The organism is Labilibaculum sp. (genome assembly GCF_963664555.1).
GTDB lineage: Bacteria > Bacteroidota > Bacteroidia > Bacteroidales > Marinifilaceae > Labilibaculum.
Map to the genome: position 1 here is coordinate 3,032,103 of NZ_OY761461.1, position 21,507 is coordinate 3,053,609.

General features: G+C 35.8%; 12 protein-coding genes. 1 reads left to right on the forward strand and 11 read right to left on the reverse strand.

Annotated features, from left to right (window positions below; all coding sequences use genetic code 11):
* Positions 1 to 213: 213 nt before the first annotated feature.
* The 6 genes from ACKU4N_RS12075 to ACKU4N_RS12100 form a co-directional block, all read right to left on the reverse strand.
* The gene (locus ACKU4N_RS12075; RefSeq protein WP_321316573.1) at positions 214 to 1,383 is read right to left on the reverse strand and encodes a thioredoxin family protein; all 1,170 of its coding nucleotides are present in this window, start codon (positions 1,381 to 1,383) and stop codon (positions 214 to 216) included.
* Between the two features lie 281 nt (positions 1,384 to 1,664).
* Positions 1,665 to 3,014 carry a TlpA family protein disulfide reductase gene (locus tag ACKU4N_RS12080; RefSeq protein WP_321316574.1) on the reverse strand — a complete coding sequence of 450 codons (1,350 nt, stop codon included), beginning with the start codon at positions 3,012 to 3,014 and terminating at the stop codon, positions 1,665 to 1,667.
* 577 nt (positions 3,015 to 3,591) lie between these two features.
* Positions 3,592 to 5,034: a RagB/SusD family nutrient uptake outer membrane protein gene (locus ACKU4N_RS12085; RefSeq protein ID WP_321316575.1), complete on the reverse strand. Its 1,443-nt coding sequence runs from the start codon at positions 5,032 to 5,034 to the stop codon at positions 3,592 to 3,594.
* Positions 5,035 to 5,046: 12 nt separating this feature from the next.
* Complete coding sequence (locus ACKU4N_RS12090) at positions 5,047 to 8,637, reverse strand: SusC/RagA family TonB-linked outer membrane protein (protein ID WP_321316576.1); 3,591 nt, start codon at positions 8,635 to 8,637, stop codon at positions 5,047 to 5,049.
* A 133-nt stretch (positions 8,638 to 8,770) separates the two neighbouring features.
* The gene (locus tag ACKU4N_RS12095) at positions 8,771 to 9,949 is read right to left on the reverse strand and encodes a FecR family protein (RefSeq protein WP_321316577.1); all 1,179 of its coding nucleotides are present in this window, start codon (positions 9,947 to 9,949) and stop codon (positions 8,771 to 8,773) included.
* 92 nt (positions 9,950 to 10,041) lie between these two features.
* A complete protein-coding gene (locus ACKU4N_RS12100; RefSeq protein ID WP_321316578.1) occupies positions 10,042 to 10,581 on the reverse strand; it encodes an RNA polymerase sigma-70 factor in 540 nt (179 codons plus the stop codon).
* Positions 10,582 to 11,046: 465 nt separating this feature from the next.
* Here ACKU4N_RS12100 and ACKU4N_RS12105 point away from each other — a divergent pair, with 465 nt between their 5' ends.
* Positions 11,047 to 12,222 carry a TlpA family protein disulfide reductase gene (locus ACKU4N_RS12105; protein WP_321316579.1) on the forward strand — a complete coding sequence of 392 codons (1,176 nt, stop codon included), beginning with the start codon at positions 11,047 to 11,049 and terminating at the stop codon, positions 12,220 to 12,222.
* A gap of 322 nt (positions 12,223 to 12,544) precedes the next feature.
* On the opposite strand, the gene ACKU4N_RS12110 is transcribed toward ACKU4N_RS12105, so the two are convergent.
* The 5 genes from ACKU4N_RS12110 to ACKU4N_RS12130 form a co-directional block, all read right to left on the reverse strand.
* Positions 12,545 to 13,711: a redoxin domain-containing protein gene (locus tag ACKU4N_RS12110; RefSeq protein WP_321316580.1), complete on the reverse strand. Its 1,167-nt coding sequence runs from the start codon at positions 13,709 to 13,711 to the stop codon at positions 12,545 to 12,547.
* A 245-nt stretch (positions 13,712 to 13,956) separates the two neighbouring features.
* Positions 13,957 to 15,387: a RagB/SusD family nutrient uptake outer membrane protein gene (locus ACKU4N_RS12115; protein ID WP_321316581.1), complete on the reverse strand. Its 1,431-nt coding sequence runs from the start codon at positions 15,385 to 15,387 to the stop codon at positions 13,957 to 13,959.
* A gap of 19 nt (positions 15,388 to 15,406) precedes the next feature.
* On the reverse strand, positions 15,407 to 18,997 hold the full coding sequence (locus tag ACKU4N_RS12120) for a SusC/RagA family TonB-linked outer membrane protein (protein ID WP_321316582.1): 3,591 nt from the start codon (positions 18,995 to 18,997) through the stop codon (positions 15,407 to 15,409).
* 140 nt (positions 18,998 to 19,137) lie between these two features.
* Entirely contained in the window at positions 19,138 to 20,295 is a 1,158-nt protein-coding gene (locus tag ACKU4N_RS12125) for a FecR family protein (protein ID WP_321316583.1), read from the reverse strand.
* A gap of 314 nt (positions 20,296 to 20,609) precedes the next feature.
* Positions 20,610 to 21,161 (reverse strand): RNA polymerase sigma-70 factor, encoded by a 552-nt coding sequence (locus ACKU4N_RS12130; protein WP_321316584.1) that lies wholly within the window; start codon positions 21,159 to 21,161, stop codon positions 20,610 to 20,612.
* Between the last annotated feature and the right edge of the window lie 346 nt (positions 21,162 to 21,507).

Genomic DNA, 21,507 nt, shown 5'->3' on the forward strand with positions numbered 1-21,507 from the left:
CAAGTTGTACCCGTCAATTAGTAATCTGATGGCTCCCCGAGGCAACAATTGGTGCCCAATTGGCAAAAAGTGGCAGCCAATTGGAAACCTGATGGCTTCAACAGGCAGTCTCCCGGTAGTATCTCAATCCTTTAAAAGTTTGGCTGGGTGAAAAAGAAACCCACCTCTAAGGTGAAGGTGGGTTGGCTTGTATGAGTAAAAAAATCAGCAGATTCAGTTTTTCTCATTCAAAAATATTGCTGACCACAAGTCTTTCTTTTCATCTTCGGGTGCTAACTCTATTGATTTTGCAGCCTGAATTTTCGCCTCTTCTGTTCGTCCTGCTTTATTCAATATGCAGGCATATGTATCTATATTCGCAAAATTAGTATTCAATTCAACAGAGCGCTTGGCCATTTTCACAGCCTTGTTTACCAATTCTTTATCAAGATCCTCTTTTGCTTCAGCAATAGTCCATGCATATTGGTTCAAGTTCTCGAAGTTGTCAAAATCATACTTTATTCCATAATCAGCCATCGCCAGATAAAATTTTCTCTGATCAGGATCACTTTGAAGCATATTCATATCCAAAAATGCAACCATCTTTGTTCCAACTTCTTTGTCGAGAGCAATTAACTCTTTCTTTTTAAGACTTAGAGCCTCCATATCGCCTTTACGAGCCAATTGTACCATTTCACCGAACATGGTATACTCCAAAAACTGGTCAACCTGTGCTTTATCAGCTACAGCATAAAACCTGGCCTTATTTTTCAACACAAAGTGAAAAACAGGATTTGATGTGCTTTTAATTGTACTGGCAATTAACTCGGCATCTTTTGCATTAATCAGCTCTTCAGGTTTTTTACTTGAAAAATAGCTGTCAACAGCCTCTTTTGCATCAATACCCGCGTTTGCAGAGGTCATGATGTACCTTTGCATAAATTCGGAACTACGATCTCCTTTTTCGAATTGTTTGTTTAGTGCAGCCCAGTTATTTTTAGGATCTAAAGCTAACGTAGCTGCCGCGATAAGTGATTGTGTATCGCCTGCTCCCACCATTTTGTGCTGCAGCTTGCCATCGGCATCCAACCACAATAAAGTAGGAAAAGCAGATATCTGATATTTTTCCATTAAAGGTTTTCCTGCTTCCGATTCCATATCCATTTTCACACACACAAAATTCTTGTTAAAGAAAGCTCCGACTTCATCTTGGGTGAAGATATTTTTCGCCAAATATTTACAAGGACCACACCATGTGGTGTAACAATCCATGAATACAGTCTTATTTTCTTTTTTTGCTTTTGCCAGGGCCTCTGCAAATGTTCCGTGTTCAAATGCTATGCCTTGCGAAAATGCGCTGACAAAAACGAATATGCTTACTAATGATAAAATTATTTTCTTCATGTGTTTTATTTTTTTACTTGGTGAATATTATTAAAGATCAGTCTCTAAATATTTCTATCTTGTTTATAAGACAACTAAAATCTATAATAAGGTGAAAGATCAAGTATAAAATATTGTTAAAATTTATTAACGATAAAATTGAAAAACCGACTGCAATCAAAGAACAAGTTGCTATGCTTAAGCATACCAACATACTTTTGAAAAAAGGTCAGACTTGATAAGGTCTGACCCTTTAAAATTTATTACTATGCGATGAAAGATTCAATAAAACTCATATAAATTTACAAATGACTATTAATGTATTCTAAAACATCATCTTCAGAAGGATACGGAGCATGGGTGTTAACGATTTTACCATCTTTATCGAAAAACATGAATCTAGGAATTGAATTGATCTGATATTTTTTGCACAGTTCAGATCCATTTCCTCCATCAACAATATACTGCGCCCATTCAGGCTTTTCTTTAAGAAGTAATTTTTTCCATGCGTTACTATTTTCATCTATAGAGATGCTAATAAATCGTATTCTTTCATCCTCTTTATAGTGATCAGCAATTTTCTTAAAATGCGGTATTTCCAATTTACAGGGACCACACCATGTTGCCCATACATCAATAAACAAAGCTTTGCCTTTTAAATCTGAAAGATGGAGCATATTTCCTTCAAGGTCCTTCATTTCAAAATCGGGTGCCAAAGCTCCAATTTCCAGTTTTTTAGTCATGCTGCGAACTGCTGCTATTCTTTCAATTTCTTTGCCATCATTACATATCTCTCTGTAATATTTCATCATCTTCCCAATATCCCCTTTCCCTCTGTTTTCGAGTATATTACCCATTACATTTGTAGATTCCTGATTCAAGACATCCTGATTTGAAAGACATTTTTTCATCGTTTTCATAATGTCCAGCAAATCAACTTCTGGCATATTAAAAATGATATAATAATTTAGAACGGTATTTATATCCGAAAAATCTTCTGATCCAGAACCTGTCCATTCTTCAGATAGGAGGTATTTGTCAAAATCCGGATCATTTACAATTTCACCGTTTTTCTTCAGCCAATTGAACGCAAATACATAATTATAATATAATGTATTCTTTTTGATCCTATTTTTCATTTCGCGCACAAAACGGGGATTGTCGATTTGCGCAAGATAACCTTCCTCAATACTTCGTAATTTACTAACACTGCTATTGTAATCCTTAAAATTATCGTACACCTGAAGAGGATCAAGAAGCTGATAGGTTTTTGCAAAATTTTGATTGTACTCTTTTAAGAATACGTTTTCTGCTAAATTATCGCCAAGAACATTGTATCGCGACTCATCTGATTCAACACTCAAATCCATATGTACGATATAATTACGATTTGGCTCAACATATACTTTAAAAATAAAATATCCAATTACAAAAGCAGCATCGAATTCGGGTTGATCAATTGATGTTGAAAAGCTAAATGTACCATCTTCCTGAACTTTTATTTCTTCCCCTTCATCGGTTGCTAAATTTTTAACAAAAACTACTTTTTCACTGTCCAGCTTGTGTACTTTGCCTTTAAATGTTGAAATATTTTGGCTGCTAACACATAATGCAATTAACATTATACTTAGTAATATCAATATTTTTTTCATTTTACTTTTTTTAAATTAAAATAATACTTACTGTTTATGTATTTAAAAATTCTCTCTGAAAGATTATATCCGCGCAGATTTTTTACAAGAATTTTCCTATTGAAATCAATCAGAAAATCAAATGGTATTGATATCAAAACATGCCATATAAAATGTTTCTTTTCAGCTATATCTTCGGTAAAAAAGATGCATCGCAACATGGCTATGCTTTACTTTTTTGCCTCGATACAACTAAAAATTAATTCATTTTATTTAAAGTCTATTTTGAAATTAAATTGGTATGATTCAATATTATAGTGCTGCCACCTCATCCTTCTCTTCAAATCCAGATTTGCCATTTATAACCTTCAGTATCCGGAATAAGTGGTTTACTCAGAAAATATAGCCGATAAGCTTATGTTGGCCTCCTATATGTATCTAAATTATAAATACAAACCCGTTATTCTCTAATTCATTACAACTAAAAAAAGTGAGCAATAAAGTGAATAGCAATATTGCTGATATGATCATTTTTCCCGTAGATAATGATTCATGAAACCCGGGAGCTCAGGTCTCCCGGTTTCTAACTTATTCTTAATTAATTGTTATTCTGATATTCAGGATTCCAAATTATCACAGAAGGCGGAATCTTCATTGTAAGTCTTTCCTTTGTTAATGAATACGTATCAATACCATCTGTATGTGTGTAGTATTGTTTCATATCCTGAAATAATGAATCATCCCACAAGCGCCTCATATCAAACCATGTAGTTCCCATACCGATTCCTTCCCTTATTCTTTCCGCAACCACAAATTTGATTAACTCCTCTTGTGTATTCACATCGGCAGGAATATCTGCATATCCGGGTTCTATTCTATTCTCCCTAAATTCGGTCAAGACTGATTCGGCTTCAGTTGTTTGTGAATTACGAGCTAAACACTCTGCATACATTAAATAAACATCTGCCACAGTTACACCAATATCTGTTGCTATTCTGCTTGAATTTGGATAATAGTAATCAGATGGATCCAAAGATGATTGAGCATACGCACTTAATCCAGAATTTAATCCTGATACCATTGCCAGTCGATAATCATTGGGAGTAAAATACTTTTCTAAAACTTGAGTTTTTATATGCAGCAAAGTGGAACCTACAAATGAAGGATAAAGAGCCAACCACAATCTTGGGTAGATAGATTCAGAATAAAGTGATTCGGGATTGGTCTTTGCAACATTAGGATAAGAAATTTCACCTTCTTCCATCAAATCATTATAATTTAACAAGCCTCTGGAACCATCTGAATCAATCTTATTTTTTGCAACTTGAAGATATGGCAGAGCCTTCTCATATTTTCCCATCATCCAATACACCTTTCCCAGCATTGCATTCCCTGTAGGCATAAAAATCCGTTTAAAATGCTCTTCTCTGTCCTCCAAAAAGGGAAGAGATTCTTCCATTTCTGTTATTACATAATTATAAACTTCTTGAACCTTTGCTCTGGGAAATTCCACATCAACGGTTGCGGATGTAGTAATTATAGGAATACACAAATCTGAAGCCGCAGTACTTTCATTATATGGAGCACCAAAAAACTGAGCCATCATAAAAGTATACCATGCTCTCATAACCCTTGCTTCTGCCCAAACGGCTTTCTTTTCATCCTCAGTTCCATCTGAAGCCTGAAGTACTTCATCTACTACTAAATTAATAGTATAAAGTTGTTTACATGGATCATTCCATTCGCTGCAAACATCGTCTGTTCTAAAAATATCAGATTCCCACTTGTATGCATTCATATCTTCAGCACCCAAAACAGAATACGCAAAATTATAACCGTTTTCGGTAGTAGTAAATTCAAAACTCATATTTGGAAAAACACTTAAAGTAAATATATCGTCTTTTCCATATAGTAAACCTGCGTAATGTTCCAATTTTTCAGGAACATCGTAACCTCTTGGTTTTACATCCAAATAGTCTGTACATCCTGAAAGCATAACCAGCATCAGGAATAGCTGTATAATAATTTTAATCTTTTTCATGATATCATAGAATTAAAAATCAATGGATAAATTTGCCGAAAAGCTTGGACCAAAACGTTCCGACCTCGCGCCTGAACTAAGATAAAATGCTTCCGGATCGATTCCTTCCCCATTAAAGGCAATAGTTAGGAGATTAGTTACCTGAACCCCGAATTTAATTCTCTCTGCTCTTATCGAATGACAAACTTTTTGAGGAAAATTATAACTTAGAGAAAGATCTCTTAATTTTATATAGGAAGCATCAAGGATATTAATGTCGGCGTACCTATACAAATATCCTATATCTGTTTCATTAATATCAGCATTATTCTGATCATAATAAGCCGGAACATTAGTTATCAGTTCATCACCTGGTTTGCGCCACCTTTTGTCAAAATCTTTATGAACACTTTCGGTCAAACGATATGTAAATTGGTTATTTACATCATTTCGCATTTTATTGCCTAAGTTATATATAAACATAAAAGAAAGTTCGAAATTTTTATACTGAAATAAATTGCTCAATGATCCATACCAGGGAGCTACCGTTGTCCCCTGATACGGAACTGCTGATTCAGTATCAATATCCTCTACAGAACTTACGATATCTCCTTGCGAGTTATAAACAGCTGGAGATCCGTTTTGTCCATCCAAACCTGCCCACCGATAAGCAAACAAAGCCCCAATAGGATTTCCTTCCGAATAGGTTTGATCAATCTTATTGTACGGCGAACTAGGTGGCTCTACATACATTTTGGAAAGCTTATTTTTATTATATGATAGCACAAGATTAGTTTCCCAGCTAAAATCTGCAGATGCTATATTCTGGTTGCGTAAGGAAACTTCAAACCCTTTATTGGTAAGCGTTCCAACATTGGAAAGGACTGAAGTATACCCTATTGTTGGATTGATGGGATTATAAGCCAGCAAATCTGTTGTCTTCTTGTCATAAACATCAATCGTCCCACTAAATCGATTTTTAAACATCGAAAAATCCAGGCCAAAATTCCAGGTTCTGGTTTTTTCCCAGGTTAATTTATCATTTGATGGTGTAGAAACCTGATATCCCAAACCAAATTCGCTATAAGCAGGATCGGTTTGAGCTGCAATAATATTAAACGGACCTCCTAATCCCGGATCCGGTGAATTTCCCGAAAAACCATAGCTTAACCGCACGTTAAGGTTATTTACAGAATTTATATTCTTCATAAAATCCTCTTTAGCCATGTTCCATGCTGTACCCAAAGACCAAATAGGCTTAAAATTTAGGCTGGGGTCACTTCCAAATAAGTTTGACTGGTCTACCCGAATACTTGCATTCAATGAATATTTATCATTGTACGTGTAAGCTGCATTTGAATAAAATGAAGTGTAACGCAACAAAACCTCAGCCTGTGTATTTGTATTTGGTTCAAAACTGTTGATACCTTGTCCCGGTATTTGATCCAAAACAGGATTTTCTACGCCATCAACATTGAGCACATAGTCATTGTAAAATATCCCCTGCATTGTCTGTTTATCGTATCCTCTCTGAAAAGAGGTGTGCGATCCTATTTTGTTTTGACTTATTTCGCTGCCTAACAATGCTGTAATTTGATGTTTTTCACCAAGCATATTGTCATAACTAAACTGATTTCTTATGGTGTAAGAATCGGTATATCCATCCTGCATTGTAAAATGGCCGCCTCTCGGAAGGTAAACGGTTCCATCCATTGCAGTTCCATAAGCTCGTTCCAAACGCACACCAAAGGTTTCTGAAGGATAATACTGTTCACTATTACTGTCTGAGGAATAGTACTGAAAGCGTCCTTCATACTTTAATCCCTTAAATAAATCAATTGTAACACCTACACTGGCCCGAAGATTACGACCAGTCGCCTCATTGGTACTTTTATTATAATCATCAATAGGAAAATAATCAAGATTTTGCCCGGATAATGCCTCTGCTTGATCCTGTATATTCTCATTCATAATATAGCGACTAAAAGAAAGTGGGTTTCCTTCTGTATCATGAAAAGCAGCATAGGGCAGGTTGGTTAAATAATTTGTTGATTGATCCCAGGTTTCTGAGAAAAGATGGGAATCATCTTTCGAATAAGAAGTGTTAAGTGTCAGATCCAACTTCATCCATTTAGCAACATTTATATTTTCCCTAATATTCACCTTGAATTCATCCGTCTTATTTTTCAAACTTCCTTGCTCTCCCTGATAACCAAGCGACACATAAAAATCATGATTATTATTTCCTCCGGAAAAAGAAACGGATTGATTGGTCAGATATGAATTACTCATAAAGTTTTTCTCATATTCCTTACGTCCATTCCGAGATGCTAATTTTTCCAATGCTGCATCGCGCTCGGCAAGAGAAATTTCACTATTGTAATACCGATACAACGGCAATTCGTGAGGATAAATATTTGGGAAATAAATATTTCCTCCATAGGTTGAATTATTAACTATGTCAGAAGTATAGGTTTCAGGATTAAATATTTCTGCAGCTGTTCGAATAAACATCTTGCTGTCCATCTGATCCATATACGAATAATCAGGCATTCCTTTAAATGAATAAGATCCGTTATAAGAAATCTTTAGTTTTTCATTTCTGACACCATTTTTTGTTGTAATAACAACAACGCCATTAGCCGCTCGTGAACCCCATATAGATGCTGCTGTAGCGTCTTTTAAAAGAGACACACTCTTAATGTCATTCGCATTAAGCATCCCCTCAACCATATCCAAAGGAACCGACACTCCATCGACAACAAAAAGCGGGCTTCGATTTGAGTTAATTGAGTTCGTACCGCGAATTAGGTATTTATCGCCTTCAGAGCTCATATTAACACTCAATCCGGCAGCCAATCCTTCTAAACCATCCAGCACACTTCCTCTCACCTTAGCTTTTTCCTGCAGACTTTCCCCATTCACTATTTCGAAAGATCCTGCACTGCGTTCCCTTGAAATTGTTTGATAACCTGTCACAACCACTTCTCCTAACTGGCTTTGATTCTCAATTAAAACAGCATTAATAACCGATTGATCATTCACAAAAATTTCCCGGGTCTGCATTCCAACAAAAGAAAACACTAAAACTCCATTGTTCCCGGAAAACTCCAAAGAATAATTTCCATCAATATCAGTAGAAATGCCATAAGTGGTTCCTTTAACTACTACCGAAACTCCCGGCAGCGACACTCCTCTTTCATCGGTTACTTTGCCATTAATTTGCTTTTTTTCTTTTTGAATTGGTTTTGGATTTGCCTTTTTGTAAGAAACAATCACCAAATCTTCTTTTGTAGTATACTCAAAAGGCAATCCTTTTAATACTTCATGTAAACACTCTTCAAGTGTACTTGATTCCAAATCAACAGAAACCAAATATCCTTTTACATCATTGTACGAGAAAACAAAATCATAATCTGTCAATTCTTCAATTCTCTCCAAAGCATCGGAAAGTTCTACCTCTTCCAATTTTAAATTCGAAATGATCATCTGAGAATTTACACGCGCGTAGGTCGTTAGTAAACTCATCAGCAAAATCATTTTTAATACAGTAAGTCTCATAAGCCACTGTCGGGTTTTTGCCCTATCCCAATTAGGAATAAGGTGGGTTAGTTTTTTTTTCATAAATTTGCGATGATGATTAAACAATAGTTCATCCCTCCAAGGATGAACAGTTAATTTGAGGGATAGCTCCAACTATCCCTTTTTTTACTCATAAATCCCCTGATGGGACTTCAACATTATATCATTTTAGGGATTATCTATTAACATCGGAAACAACGATTACATTTCCTTTCAATTGCATGCTTATCCTGCGGGTCTGCTCCAACCTGCTGATAATCTCTGCAAAATCCTCGTTCCGGTCAGCCCTCATTCTAAAAATGTAATCTTTTACCGCCGGATTTTGATAAAAAACTTTAAAATCGTACCAACGTTCCAACTTTGTTAGAATATCTTCCAAGCGTTCTTTTTCAAAATAGAAATACCCCTCTCTCCATGCAGTATATTTTCTCACATCAACTTGTGAAACATGAATTTGATCTCCTCCAATTTTCAAGTTGGCATTATCGCCTGGTATCAATCGTTGCTTACCTGAGGTTTGTTTTGATTTTAACTCAATACTACCTTCCACTAAAGTGATATTTAGCTCTTCGTTGGGGTAAGCACTCACATTGAACTCTGTCCCCAAAACACGCGTAGTTGTACTCTTTGTTTTTACTAAAAAAGGTTTGTCGGGATTTTTTTCAACAGCAAAGTATGCTTCCCCAAGCAATTCCACTTCTCTTGTTTCTCCGGTAAACTTCACAGGATAACGAAGTTCTGATTCTGAATTTAGCCAAACCTTTGTTCCATCAGATAAAACCAGTTGATATTCTCCCAAACGCGGTACTTTCAATGTATTGAACAGATCAGCCAAGCTTTCGTCACTCTCTCCTGCGATACCGGTATACTGAACAACATGGTTTGAATCGGCATGAATTTGCACTCCTTCCTTTTCGGAGATGATTCTATTGATGCCCTCATCTAAACGATACTCATTCCCACCGGACGTAATTAATAAAGCTTTGCTGTTTCCTTTTTCTATTTGTACAAGCTGATTTCCATCCTGATCCATTTGGTTGACAATTCTGTCAAATTGAAAAATGAATGCACAGGATAATAAGACAGCAACACTTGCTGCTATCATCCAGCCTCTCTTTCTTCTTTGCTGCTCTTTCAATTTGTAAGTTAGCTTTTGCCACTCCAAGCCAATGTTTGGAGCATCAATCTGCTCTAACTTCTGACCAGATTCTTTGTATTGCCGCAACTCTTTGTACAAATCGAGCATTTGCTGGCTGCTCTCGTATTTTTGAAAAAAATTAGCCCCATATTTTTGAGGATTTTTCAGTACTTGAAAAACCTCCTCCAATTGATCATGATTATATGATTTTTTCATCTTTCTTATAATATTATCAGATTTGAGACATTTAGAATATCCTCGTCTTACAAAAACAACACAAGGAAAAATTAAAATGGGTGAATTCTTTTTTATTTTTTCTTCGAAACATGAAGAAAAAACAACAATAAATCACGGTCCAGATCGCGACGCAATTTTTTTAGGGAATTGGTTACATGTGTTTTTACTGTGTTCACAGAGATATTTAATTCTTCGGCAGTTTCCTTATAGCTTAAATTTTCGATAAAGCATTTTTTAAATACGCTTCGTCCTTGCGGCGGCAATTCTTCAATGGCTTTCCTGATTTCGACCAATACTGAATCATAATCCTGATATTCGTCTTCACCATATCCGGAACTGTGTAAGGTTCTGTTGATGTATTTTTTCTCCACTTCTTGTCGTTTCAGGTAATTTAAAGATCTGTTCCTGACCATGCTATATAGGAATGATTTTAAGGAATAGGAAATATCCAATTGACTGCGCTTGTTCCAAACTTCCTCAAAACAATCGTTCACGATATCTTTCGCAACTTCGGAATCGTTTAAAAAACTTTGGGCATGATAATACAAACTGTTATAGTACTCCTTAAACAGCTCTTCTAGAATGGTTTTATTTATGAGTAGCTTAGTCAATACTTAAATGCTCCGTTTGAATTTAATTCATTTTTCCCACCTCTAATTTACTACTTCAATATACTATACTCAAACAAGTAAAGAAAAGGGTGAATAAAATTCATTTTTTTTCTTATCATTTTTACAAATTCAGCCGTAAGTAAGACAGACAACAAGGTCAATTATCAAAAATGTGATAATATTAAACACCATTAGAAAAACAGAATTTATACCTTTTTATATCAATCTCGAACACCTATTCTCCATTACCTTACTATATCTTACAAACCTCTTTTCAGTGAACAATTCTTTACTCTTTTATTTTTTTCACTAAATATCATTTTTTTTAATCACCCAATATCGCTTTTGTGTGTGTTTATTCATAGAGTTTAAATGAAAACCGGCATCAGATTTTTTTAATAATGCTTGATCCCTGATTCAATAGCTGCTCTGTAGAATAATCCATTATAATAAAAAATGAAAAAAATGAAAAATTTATTTGTGTTACTTAGTGTATTCGTAATAGGTTGCTCCGGTGTGGATCGTGCTCCTGAAGAATTTGTAATTACAGGGAAATTCCCTAACAATGTCCCAATTGAAGTCATGCTTACCTATACTGATGATCAAAATAATCCAATCAAAGAAAAATACCTGTCTACTAATGGTGAATTTAGCTTTAAGGGAAAGACTTTAGCATCTAGTGCGAATCTATTTGTTTACCCGTATATTTCTGAATTTGAACCAACTCAACCAGAGTACTGGAAACTTTTCAATAAAGTGGTCGCAGAAAATAAATATTTGACACAGAGCAGAACCTTCTTTTTGGAGGCGGGAAATTTTGAATTTACAGGGGATTCTGATTTAATTTCTGCTAAATTAAAAACCAAGAGTGAGAATCAAGAACTTTTTAACACCTACATAAAGGAATATGAAAAAAATCACCAAAGATACTTTAACTCCCTTGAAACAAAAGAACTGTACGATAGTATTCCAACTAAAAAAATAAACATTGATTCGCTAAACAGAGCACTTTTAGAACACAAAAAGCAATTCATTGATTTTCCTTATGAATTTGCCCAAAAGTATCCTAATAGTAAAATTTCTTTAGTTGCTCTAAAAGCGGGTGATGTGAGCATTGGTATTGAAAAACTTGCCACAGCCTTGGATGTTCTGTCAAAAGATTTACAATCAACTGCTGTAGTTGCAGCACTAAAAAATGTAATTACTGTAGCGCAAAGAAATGACATAGGTAAGACGGCCATTGATTTTTCGCTTCAAGATATCAACGGTCAAAGAAAAAACTTACGCTCTTATAGAGGAAAATATGTATTGGTTGATTTCTGGGCCTCATGGTGTGGCCCGTGTAGAGCGGAAAACCCGAATGTTCTTAAGGCCTATAATAAATTCAAAGGCGAAAATTTTGATATTATATCAATCTCTCTTGATCGTAAAAAAGAAGCATGGCTAAAAGCTGTAAAAAAAGATAAACTTCCTTGGCTTAATCTACTGGATGAACCAAGTGCTGAAAAATCTATGGGAAGTGCCTACGGTATATTAGGCATACCAAGTAATGTATTAATCGATCCCAATGGGATTATAGTTGCTAAAGATTTAAGAGGAGAGGAGCTTCACGAAAAACTCTCTGTTATTTTAAAAAAATAACCTGTAGTAACACCATACTCTTCGGGATAGTGTCTGAACAATTCTGACACTATCCCGCAAAATATTTTATGCGTTGCCTATCCTCTTTTTAAATCTGCTTATCACACAAACAAACTCGTGGTTTACATGGAAGTAAGCACATTTGTATAATGATAAAAATCTAAAAGAGGGAAAAAAGCAAAGCTTCATTTCTTAAGATTGCTTATTGAAAACATTCAATTGGCTAAAATCCATTTACTTTATCCATAAAAAAAACACCTCCAAAATGGAGATGTTTTAAACGTATTGCCTACGTATTTGTGATCACATAAAGTAAGTCTGCTTACTGAAAAAGCTCTTTTAATTTCTGATCCAATGCTTCTTCTCTCAATTTATCATCCATCACTTTGCCGGTTGATGCATCTACAAGGAAAATAGCTGGAATCATTTTCACAAAATAAAGATCGTCTACGTCATTTTTATTCAGCAAATTAGGCCAAGCCATTTTTTCTTTGTCTAAAGCTTTTAGCCAGGCGGCTCTGTCTTCGTCTTTGGAAATACTGATAATTTGCAAACCTTTCGAAGCATACAATTCATACATGTGTTTTAAATTTGGTATTTCTCTTCGGCAAGGACCACACCACGATGCCCAAAAATCAATCAGAATGTATTTTTTGCCTTCCATTAATTCTGAGGAGTTAAAAGTTTTTCCTTCCCGGTCGGCCAAGGTAAACTCCGGAGCTTGTTTACCTACAACTCTTTCCGGATAAAGTTCCTTTTTCACCAATTGCCCATAGTAAGAATTTTTAACCGTCTCCGAAAATTGTTCATACAAAGGAATTTGTTCATCAGTAAAATAACTCATCGACTCCAGCATTACCAAAGGTCCCCACCATGAATCTTTGTTTGCCAAAATAGCCTCATTACTAGTTTTCTCTACACTAGTAAAAAAGTCTTTTTCTGCTTGAGCAAAAGCTTTGTAATCATCTGTATTTCTTAACGAATCTGCAATAGCTTTACTTTTAGCATTTCTTACGGCGGCTAATATCGCATCATGATCTTTGTAATATTTTTCGTGCAGTGCACCGAATTTACTTTTAAATGCCAATTTCTCCATATAAAGATCATTTGCATTTGAACCACTTACCTGAACATCAGAAAAATCAACAAAAGTTCTATTATTACTTTCCTGAAAAACAGCCTTTGCTTTTAAGCTGATTTCTGAATTTTCAAGCATAACACTTATAATTCCATTATGATCGGCAACTTTCAGATAGAATAGACGAGGTTCTTCCAGCTTGCCGGAAAATTCAAATTTTCCGTTGGTCACAACTGCACTGGCAACAGGCTCTTCTTCATTATGCGTTGCAGCAGGCACCAATTCTAATTTTGTTCCCTCTTTCAGTCCGCTTATTTCGCCGCTAAATGTGTAATCTGCGTTTTTTTGTGAACATGCAGTAATCATTACTATGAAAATGAATACTACTAATCCTGAAATACTTTTATTCATTGTTTCAATTTTAATATAAAATTATAGCTGATTTACCAACCAGCAAATTTTGAATGTGGCTGATTAATTTTTTCTTGCTGAGCATTTAACTTTGTTTGATCCATCTGTTTGTTGTTCCTATTCGCCAGAGCTAAGGTAAAAACAGTCGTACTGACACAACATTAAGTATCTTTCAAATTCCCTAACCTCAATACTTTAAAATTCCCGGAGTGCTTAAATAGCTCTCCGGGAAAAATACTGTTTATTTAACGGGGAGTGTTTTGCACCAATGTTCCATTGCCCGGATTACTGGTAGCTCCCATTGGGAACGGCATTACCCACATGTGCGAATCAGGTGACAATTCCAAACTTTGATTGTCGAAAACTTTAGTTAAAGTTTGTGCATAATTCACATCCTTATTAAAACGTTTCATATCCCAAAATGGGATGGCTGTCTGCACGTATTCATTTGCTTTATCTTTGCGGATGTAAGCGATTGCCTCAGCCGTTGAGGAAGCTGTTAAATCAGCATATTTATTGTCGAAAATTCTGGTTTTACGAACTGTATTTAAGCTTAGCATGGCTTCATCCAAATTGGCTTGTCCGCCTTTACGGGCCAAACACTCTGCTTTGATGTAATACATTTCAGGAGTGGTAATTCCACCGGCATTAAATTTATCCGACCGTATGCCATAATAAATGCTATCCGGAGCCTGATACTTTTTCTTCCATTTAGAGGCAAAACGGGCATCACCATCTTCAAATTGTGACGCTCTCGACAATGTAAGTGCTGCTTTTGTTCCCGATTGTCCAGAATTTTTATAGGTACTGGAACCATATCTGAAAATGTAATTCTCAGGACTGGTCATGGTTTTGGAAGGATAACTTGTTGACCAATCGTCTTCTTTTTCTATTTGTTCTTTGTTTTCAGTGTAGTATTCCTTCCAATTGAACAATTTATTGTTTTGATCCAAAGCATTCTGTGCATACTTCAGAGCACTATCATAATCTCCCATCTGTAAATAAACCCTTGCCAGCATTGCATACCCACAACCTAAATCCGGATGCAGCAAAGTAGCACTCTCAATAGGTAGATTGGGAATTGCATCTGTTAAATCGGTAAGAATGAATTCGTACATTTTTGCAATGCTAATCTGCTCCGAAGGTGCTCCCATATCGGCACTTATAATTAAGGGAACAGATAATTTAGTTGCAGCCGTTGCTTCATCGTATTGCTCTGCATAATAATTAGTCAGATGAAAATAGTTCATCGCTCTTAATACCTTGGCCTGAGCAATCAATTCCAGTTTTTCGGCATCACTTGCATCGGTTGCATCAGGAACATTATTGATAATTAAATTCCAATACGAAATGGCTGCGTAGGAATAATAGTAAGTTGCTTCATCCGAATTGTTCTGAATAATACGATCCTCATTTCCCATCCAATTGTAATTGATAGAACTTAAGGAAACGTAACTCAAATCACTTGGCCGCTTGTATACGTCATTCAACAGATTAATGGCTTGTTCCGCATCATTTAAGTGATTGTATTCATTACGGACAAACGCCTCATAATCAGATAAACTTGTTGGTATTTTCTCTCCTTTGGGCAACACATCCAGGTAGTTGTCGCAAGACGAGAACAACATGGCTGCCAAAAGACTAATAATTGCAATATATGATATTTTAAATTTCATAATTCTCTTGTTTTAAATGTTAAAAACTCAAATACACTCCTCCAACAAATGTGGGTTTTTCCTTAGCACCCAACATATATTCGGCTTTTTTATCAAAAGCAAAAGTCTTTAGATTTTCTACATTAAATTGTAGTCTTGCACTACCCAATTTTAGTTTATTGCACCATTCTGAAGGCAGGTGATAAGCCAATGAGATGTTGTTTATCTTCACATAAGAGGCATCCAGCACATGAATATCTGAGTAATTGTATACGGATTCACGATAATAGCTGTAATCTGGAGAATTGCCATAGAACAGTAATCGTGGAACATCCGTTTTGTTTTCATCTCCTGCTTGTTTCCATCTGTTTCGAATGTCTTTACTGGTTACACTTATCATCGCAGAACCATATGGATCGGCCATATTAATTTTAGGAATGTTTGTATTACGAACTTTATGACCTCCTGCATACAGCACCAAAACTGATAAATCAAAATTCTTGTAAGAAAAACCATTCATGATGGAGCCACTATACTTAGGAACTGTGGTGCCACTGAAATGAATGTTGTCCATGTTGGTGTAATCCTCAGCAGTTTTATTCCCATCAACATCGTAAATCTGAGGTTCTCCCTGATCATTCAATCCAGCCCACTTATAAGAATAAATTCCATTAAATGCATTATTCACCCTGGGAAATTCCTGCGGATAATCAAATTGCAAGACATAAAAAGGTGCTTCCACATTAATTTTGGTCACTTTATTTTTATTGTATCCCAAAAGGAAACCTGCATTCCAGGAAAAATTCTTTCCACGAACAAGATCAGCCTGAACAGCAAGTTCAAACCCCTTATTCTCCATTGATCCATTATTAAATGCAAGGGTATTGTATCCAAATCCTTCAGTTGGTGTACCTTGTTGATTGGCTAATAAATCCACACTCTTCTTTTTATAAACATCAACAGAACCTGACAGGCGGTTGTTGAGCAATGAAAAATCAGCCCCGGCATTTATTGTTATTGTCTTTTCCCATCGTAAATCTGGGTTCGGTGGCGAAGAAATATTACCATAAACACCCCCAACTAAGGAACTGGTGTAATAACTGGCTGTTAAGTAAGGCGCAGCATCTTTTGCAATGTTACCCCCAATACCATAAGAAGTTCTTAGTTTCAACATGTTCACCCACTCCACATTAAAGAAATCTTCCCTATTTACGTTCCAATTGGCTCCTACCGACCACAGTGGTTTGTTCTGGTACTTGGAGTTGGTTCCCCATAGATTGGAACGGTCCCAACGAATACTGCCCGATAAGGTGTATTTATTATTGTAACTGTAGGCTGCATTCGAATAAAAGGAAACAAACCGGTTAACCAACTCTTGTTGGCTGGCCAGATCACTATTATTTAAATAAGCCCATGAATTCATCAAACCGGAAAAGCCACCTGTCAGTAAAGGTTGGTTCAAATACTGAGAAGTCAGCATATCTGAGTCATAACCATAACGGGTTTGATCATTATATTCCAGTTTGCTGTGCCTTGTCTCCGATCCTACAATCCATGTAATTTGATGTTTCTCCTGAAAAGTTTTGTTCAGATTTAATTGTTGTCTGAAATTGTAAGAATTTGAAAAATGGTTATGATTATAGTAAATATCTCCTTTGGGAAGATTATAGACTGCACTTCCATCCGAATTGCTCGCAAATTTATTAATGGTTGTGCGGGTTGAATAAGAATCCAGTTCATTTAAACGTTGATAACGGTTCACTCCATATTCATACTGAAACATAGCATCATAGTTCAACCATGGAGTAATCTTTACATTCAATTTTGCATAGGTTCTGTTGCTGAATTCTTTCCTTTTGCCCAGTTTTCTGCTCAATTCATCCAACGGAGTTAGATCTAAACTGTACAAACCGTAATTTGCAACATTATCGCGAACAGTCTTTTTAACCTGAGAAGCAACGCTTACAGGGGTTCCATTATCATCAACCAAACGGTCGTATGGACTTCCGGTAAAACCAGCGCTATAAGAGTCTAACAAATTGTATGTTTGCTCTGTAGCTTTCTTGTAATTGATATATACTCCAACATCAGCTTTTAGCCATGAAGCAAGTTGTAAAGAGTTTGCTATATTCAAACCAAGCTGATCGCTATTCGAATAAATATCTTCCTCTTTGTTCTTTTTGTAAGTAGCCGAAAATTTAAAATTATTTAGTTCGGTCGCTTTTCCAATACTTAAATTGTATTGCTGATAAAACAGATCACGTTTTGCATACTTGGCCACATCATCGTAGAACTGAAATCCTCTTGAAGCAAGTTCTGATAACTCCGCATTGGCATCGCTTTCTGAAATTGCACCTGAATACATATCCAACAGAACATCTACCCCTGCACTTGGCCATTTGTAATTGTTCCGACGATTGTCAGCCTCTGCCTGAGCACGAGCCAAACCATTATTTAATTCCGGATTAGAGGCTGCCCATTCTTTTTCCAGCTCAATAACATCAGCCGAATTGGTTAAATTCCCGGTATAATAATCGTAAGGTTTCCAGGTGAGTGTACTGGAAAAATCAACTTGAACTTTTCCTTCTTGAGCCTTTTTGGTGACAATAACCACCACTCCATTGGCAGCTCTGGCTCCGTAAATCGAAGCTGCGGCGGCATCTTTTAAAATGGTAATGCTCTCAATATCTTCCATGTTAAGCTCCGGAGCATTTTCAGTAATACGTCCATAATTATCAATGCTAGTGTTCTCAACAGGAAAACCATCAATTACATATAAGGGAGAAGCCATGGCATTCATGGTCGATACACCACGAATAATTCCATCGGAATAACCTGCGATCTGACCTTCCAAAACATCTGCAAGACTATTTAATCTGCGGGATTCCATTGTTTTACTGCTCACCTTTGAAAAAGATCCGGTAGAACGTTCCTTGGAAATGGTTTGATATCCTGTTACAACAACCTCATCCAAATTTGCCGTATCAAATTTTAAGACTGTTTTTAAATCGGTCTGTCCTTTATAGGCAATCTCTTGGGACAACATTCCAACAAAGGAAAATAACAGTACGGAATTTTCATTTTCAAAAGAAATAGTGTAATCTCCATTTGCATCAGTTGCTGTACCATTTGTGCTTCCTTTTTCAATGACCGAAACTCCAGGCAGGGGAATTCCATTTTCATCGGTCACCTTTCCTTTAATGGTTTTCTTTTCCTGTTGAACAGGAGCTGCTGCATCCACTTTTTGTTGTGGTTTAGTGATTTCCCTGGGAAACAAAACAATCATTTTGTCCTCAACACGATAATCTAAATTGGTATTTTTCAATACTTCATACAACACCTGATCGAGTGTTGCATCATTAAAATCCACATTAACAGTCTCCAATTCATTTACATACTCGTAGTCGTAAATAAAATCGTAGTTGCATTGTTCTTGAATTTGTTCAAGCACTTCTTCCACACTTGCTTTCTCCATTTTAATATTCAATGATGTTTGAGAAAAAATCTCATTCGCCTGAACACTTAAAATTCCGAGTAGAAATAAAAACACACTTAATTTCATGGTTAGCAGTATTTTTCTCAGCGGTGAGAATCTATCCTCACAGCCAACGTAAACACAATTTTTTTTCATAAATTTGAAATTGGGTTAGACATTAGTTTAACTTGACATTTATCGAGTCGTAAGACTCTTATTATCGGGGAACCTGGTCCGTTCCCCGTTTTTATTTGCTCTTCCCGTTAACTTCATAACTAAGGAAAATTATTCACTTATTATTTTGTTCTTACAATTATCTCTTTTTGATCCAAATCAATCTTAACAGGAGAAACCTCTTCAATCAGACTAATCAGCTTATCTATATTTTCATATTTATCCATGCTTGCTGATATTCGTCTATTCAATACAAACTCATCATCACATGCTATATCCACACCATACCATCTCGACATTTTTCGAAACACGCTTCCAAGTGGCTCTTTATTAAAAACAAACTTGCCATCTTTCCATGCCGAAAATTGATAGGTATCTACTTCTCTGACTTCAATACTATTGTTACTTCTATTTAAAACAGACTGTTCCCCTGGATCTAGAATAAGCTGCTGCTCTCCAAGAGCAAACTTCACTTTTCCTTCTACCAAAGTTGTCTGCACCTCTGCTTCATCTTCATAGGCCATTACATTGAACTGGGTCCCTAAAACCTCCACGTCAGACCCACTATTAATCAGCACCTTAAATGGTCGCATAGTATCTTTTGTCACTTCAAAGTAGGCCTCTCCTTTCAACTTTACTTCTCTTTTGCCCTTGCCAAACTTTACTGGATAAACCAATTCTGTTTGCGCATTCAACCACACTTTGGTTCCATCGGATAATACCATGGCATATTCCCCTTTTATTGGGGTTCTTATGGTATTATACTCCATCTTTTCTTCTTGTGCTTCTCCTTTTTGATAGATCAAATAATTATCAAAATTCGTTGCTAATTTTTCTTTTCCGGATTTGATCTCACGATCCTGAAAATCTTCAAGATAAATGGTTTTACCGTTGGACAATTTCAAAGTAGCTTTCGAACTTCCTGCTTCTACAATTACCTGATCGTTATTCCAGTAAACTTCGTTTACAAGATAGGTTGCAGCTAAAATTGGCAATAAAAACATAGCTGCCCATTTTAATACAGTTCTCATTCTAATAACCGGTCTGCTTGCCAATTCTGGTAATTGACCGGTAATCTTACGCCATGATTTATCTTGATCAATCTTTGAATACAAATCATGTTTTTTCTGGATGCGATTCGAATCCGAAGAATAGAAATAAGCGGCTTGTTCTGTCTCCCCTTTGGCCTTCCAATCATTTAACTGAATTCTTTCTTCATCAGTCAGTTCTCCCACCTTTTCTTTGGAAATCAGCTCTGCTATTTTAAAAATTTCTTTCATTTCTTGTGTGTGATTTAATTTAGAGACCACTAAGTTGTAAAAGGGTGTTAGCGCATATTCCTTTTTTTTAAAAAAATTAGTAAGAAAAAATGAAAATCACCGCATAATCAAGATTTAGAAAATTTGGAAAACTTTGTACGTTGAAGTTAAGACTTAAAAACACCTCTCTGCATATCGGCATCTCCCACAGAAAAGCAGAGCTCACATCGATCTTACTAATAGATTATAACACTATAACCGACATTCATTAAAATGTACAACTAAAACCTACTTGATGTTTTGAATTTGGGACTTAATTCTTTCTACTTGTTTAATTAAATTGTAATGTCGAGGAGTACGGCAAGTAAAAAAGCATGTGCACCTAATTTTTCACGTAGTTCTCTGTACGCATTAAGCTTGTGAGATTTAACAGTATTTAATTTCAAGCCCATTATCTCAGCAATTTCCTGATTTTTCAAACCCAACAAACTGTACCGGATAATTTGTTGACGTTGCTTAGGCAATTCTTCAATAAATTTATAGAGAATAGCTGCAACTTCTTCAGATAAAACCTTTTCCAGAAAAAACTCTTCTGTTTCTAAATTTGGTAAGGTCTCTTTTATGTAGTTCTTTTTAACCTGTTCGTGTTTGATGTGATTTAAACATTTATTTCGAACCGAACGATACAAATAAACTTTTAAAGTAATTTCATTTTGATACTCATCTTGTTTTTCCCACAGGTTAACAAATACTTCCTGAACCAGGTCTTCACTTAAGCTAACATCAGACAGATAGGTATTAGCAAAACCAACCAATCCGGCAAAATATTGCTCGAATATCCGCTTAAAATTCGATCGGTCTAATTTTATTGTTGGGGAATTTTTCAAGTGGTTAAAAGTATTTATTGCCACTAAAGTAAACAGATTTGGCGTTATTCAAAACATCCAAGTTTAATTTCAATTTCAACAACCCAGTGTTATGCTTAGTAAAATCACCAAACAGAAAAAAACACCATCCACTAACTATCAATCAATTAATGTAATGCGAGCCATGGAGAAGTGACTTTTTTTTCCTGCGTAAAAAAACACATACAATCTATAATCTACCAACTTGCTTTAAACTTTACCTTCCCAAAAATGGTAAAAAGTTAAAACATTCAGAATTTCATGCTCCATACGTAAGTATTTCACCCCATAAAAAGAAGATGCCTAAACAGACATCTTCTAATTTTTC

Bases quoted from the DNA above. Each gene is read 5' to 3' on its own strand.
- ACKU4N_RS12075 (WP_321316573.1), bottom strand. From the start codon at position 1,383: ATGAAGAAAATAATTTTATCATTAGTAAGCATATTCGTTTTTGTCAGC.
- ACKU4N_RS12080 (WP_321316574.1), bottom strand. From the start codon at position 3,014: ATGAAAAAAATATTGATATTACTAAGTATAATGTTAATTGCATTATGT.
- ACKU4N_RS12085 (WP_321316575.1), bottom strand. From the start codon at position 5,034: ATGAAAAAGATTAAAATTATTATACAGCTATTCCTGATGCTGGTTATG.
- ACKU4N_RS12090 (WP_321316576.1), bottom strand. From the start codon at position 8,637: ATGAAAAAAAAACTAACCCACCTTATTCCTAATTGGGATAGGGCAAAA.
- ACKU4N_RS12095 (WP_321316577.1), bottom strand. From the start codon at position 9,949: ATGAAAAAATCATATAATCATGATCAATTGGAGGAGGTTTTTCAAGTA.
- ACKU4N_RS12105 (WP_321316579.1), top strand. From the start codon at position 11,047: ATGAAAAATTTATTTGTGTTACTTAGTGTATTCGTAATAGGTTGCTCC.
- ACKU4N_RS12110 (WP_321316580.1), bottom strand. From the start codon at position 13,711: ATGAATAAAAGTATTTCAGGATTAGTAGTATTCATTTTCATAGTAATG.
- ACKU4N_RS12115 (WP_321316581.1), bottom strand. From the start codon at position 15,387: ATGAAATTTAAAATATCATATATTGCAATTATTAGTCTTTTGGCAGCC.
- ACKU4N_RS12120 (WP_321316582.1), bottom strand. From the start codon at position 18,997: ATGAAAAAAAATTGTGTTTACGTTGGCTGTGAGGATAGATTCTCACCG.
- ACKU4N_RS12125 (WP_321316583.1), bottom strand. From the start codon at position 20,295: ATGAAAGAAATTTTTAAAATAGCAGAGCTGATTTCCAAAGAAAAGGTG.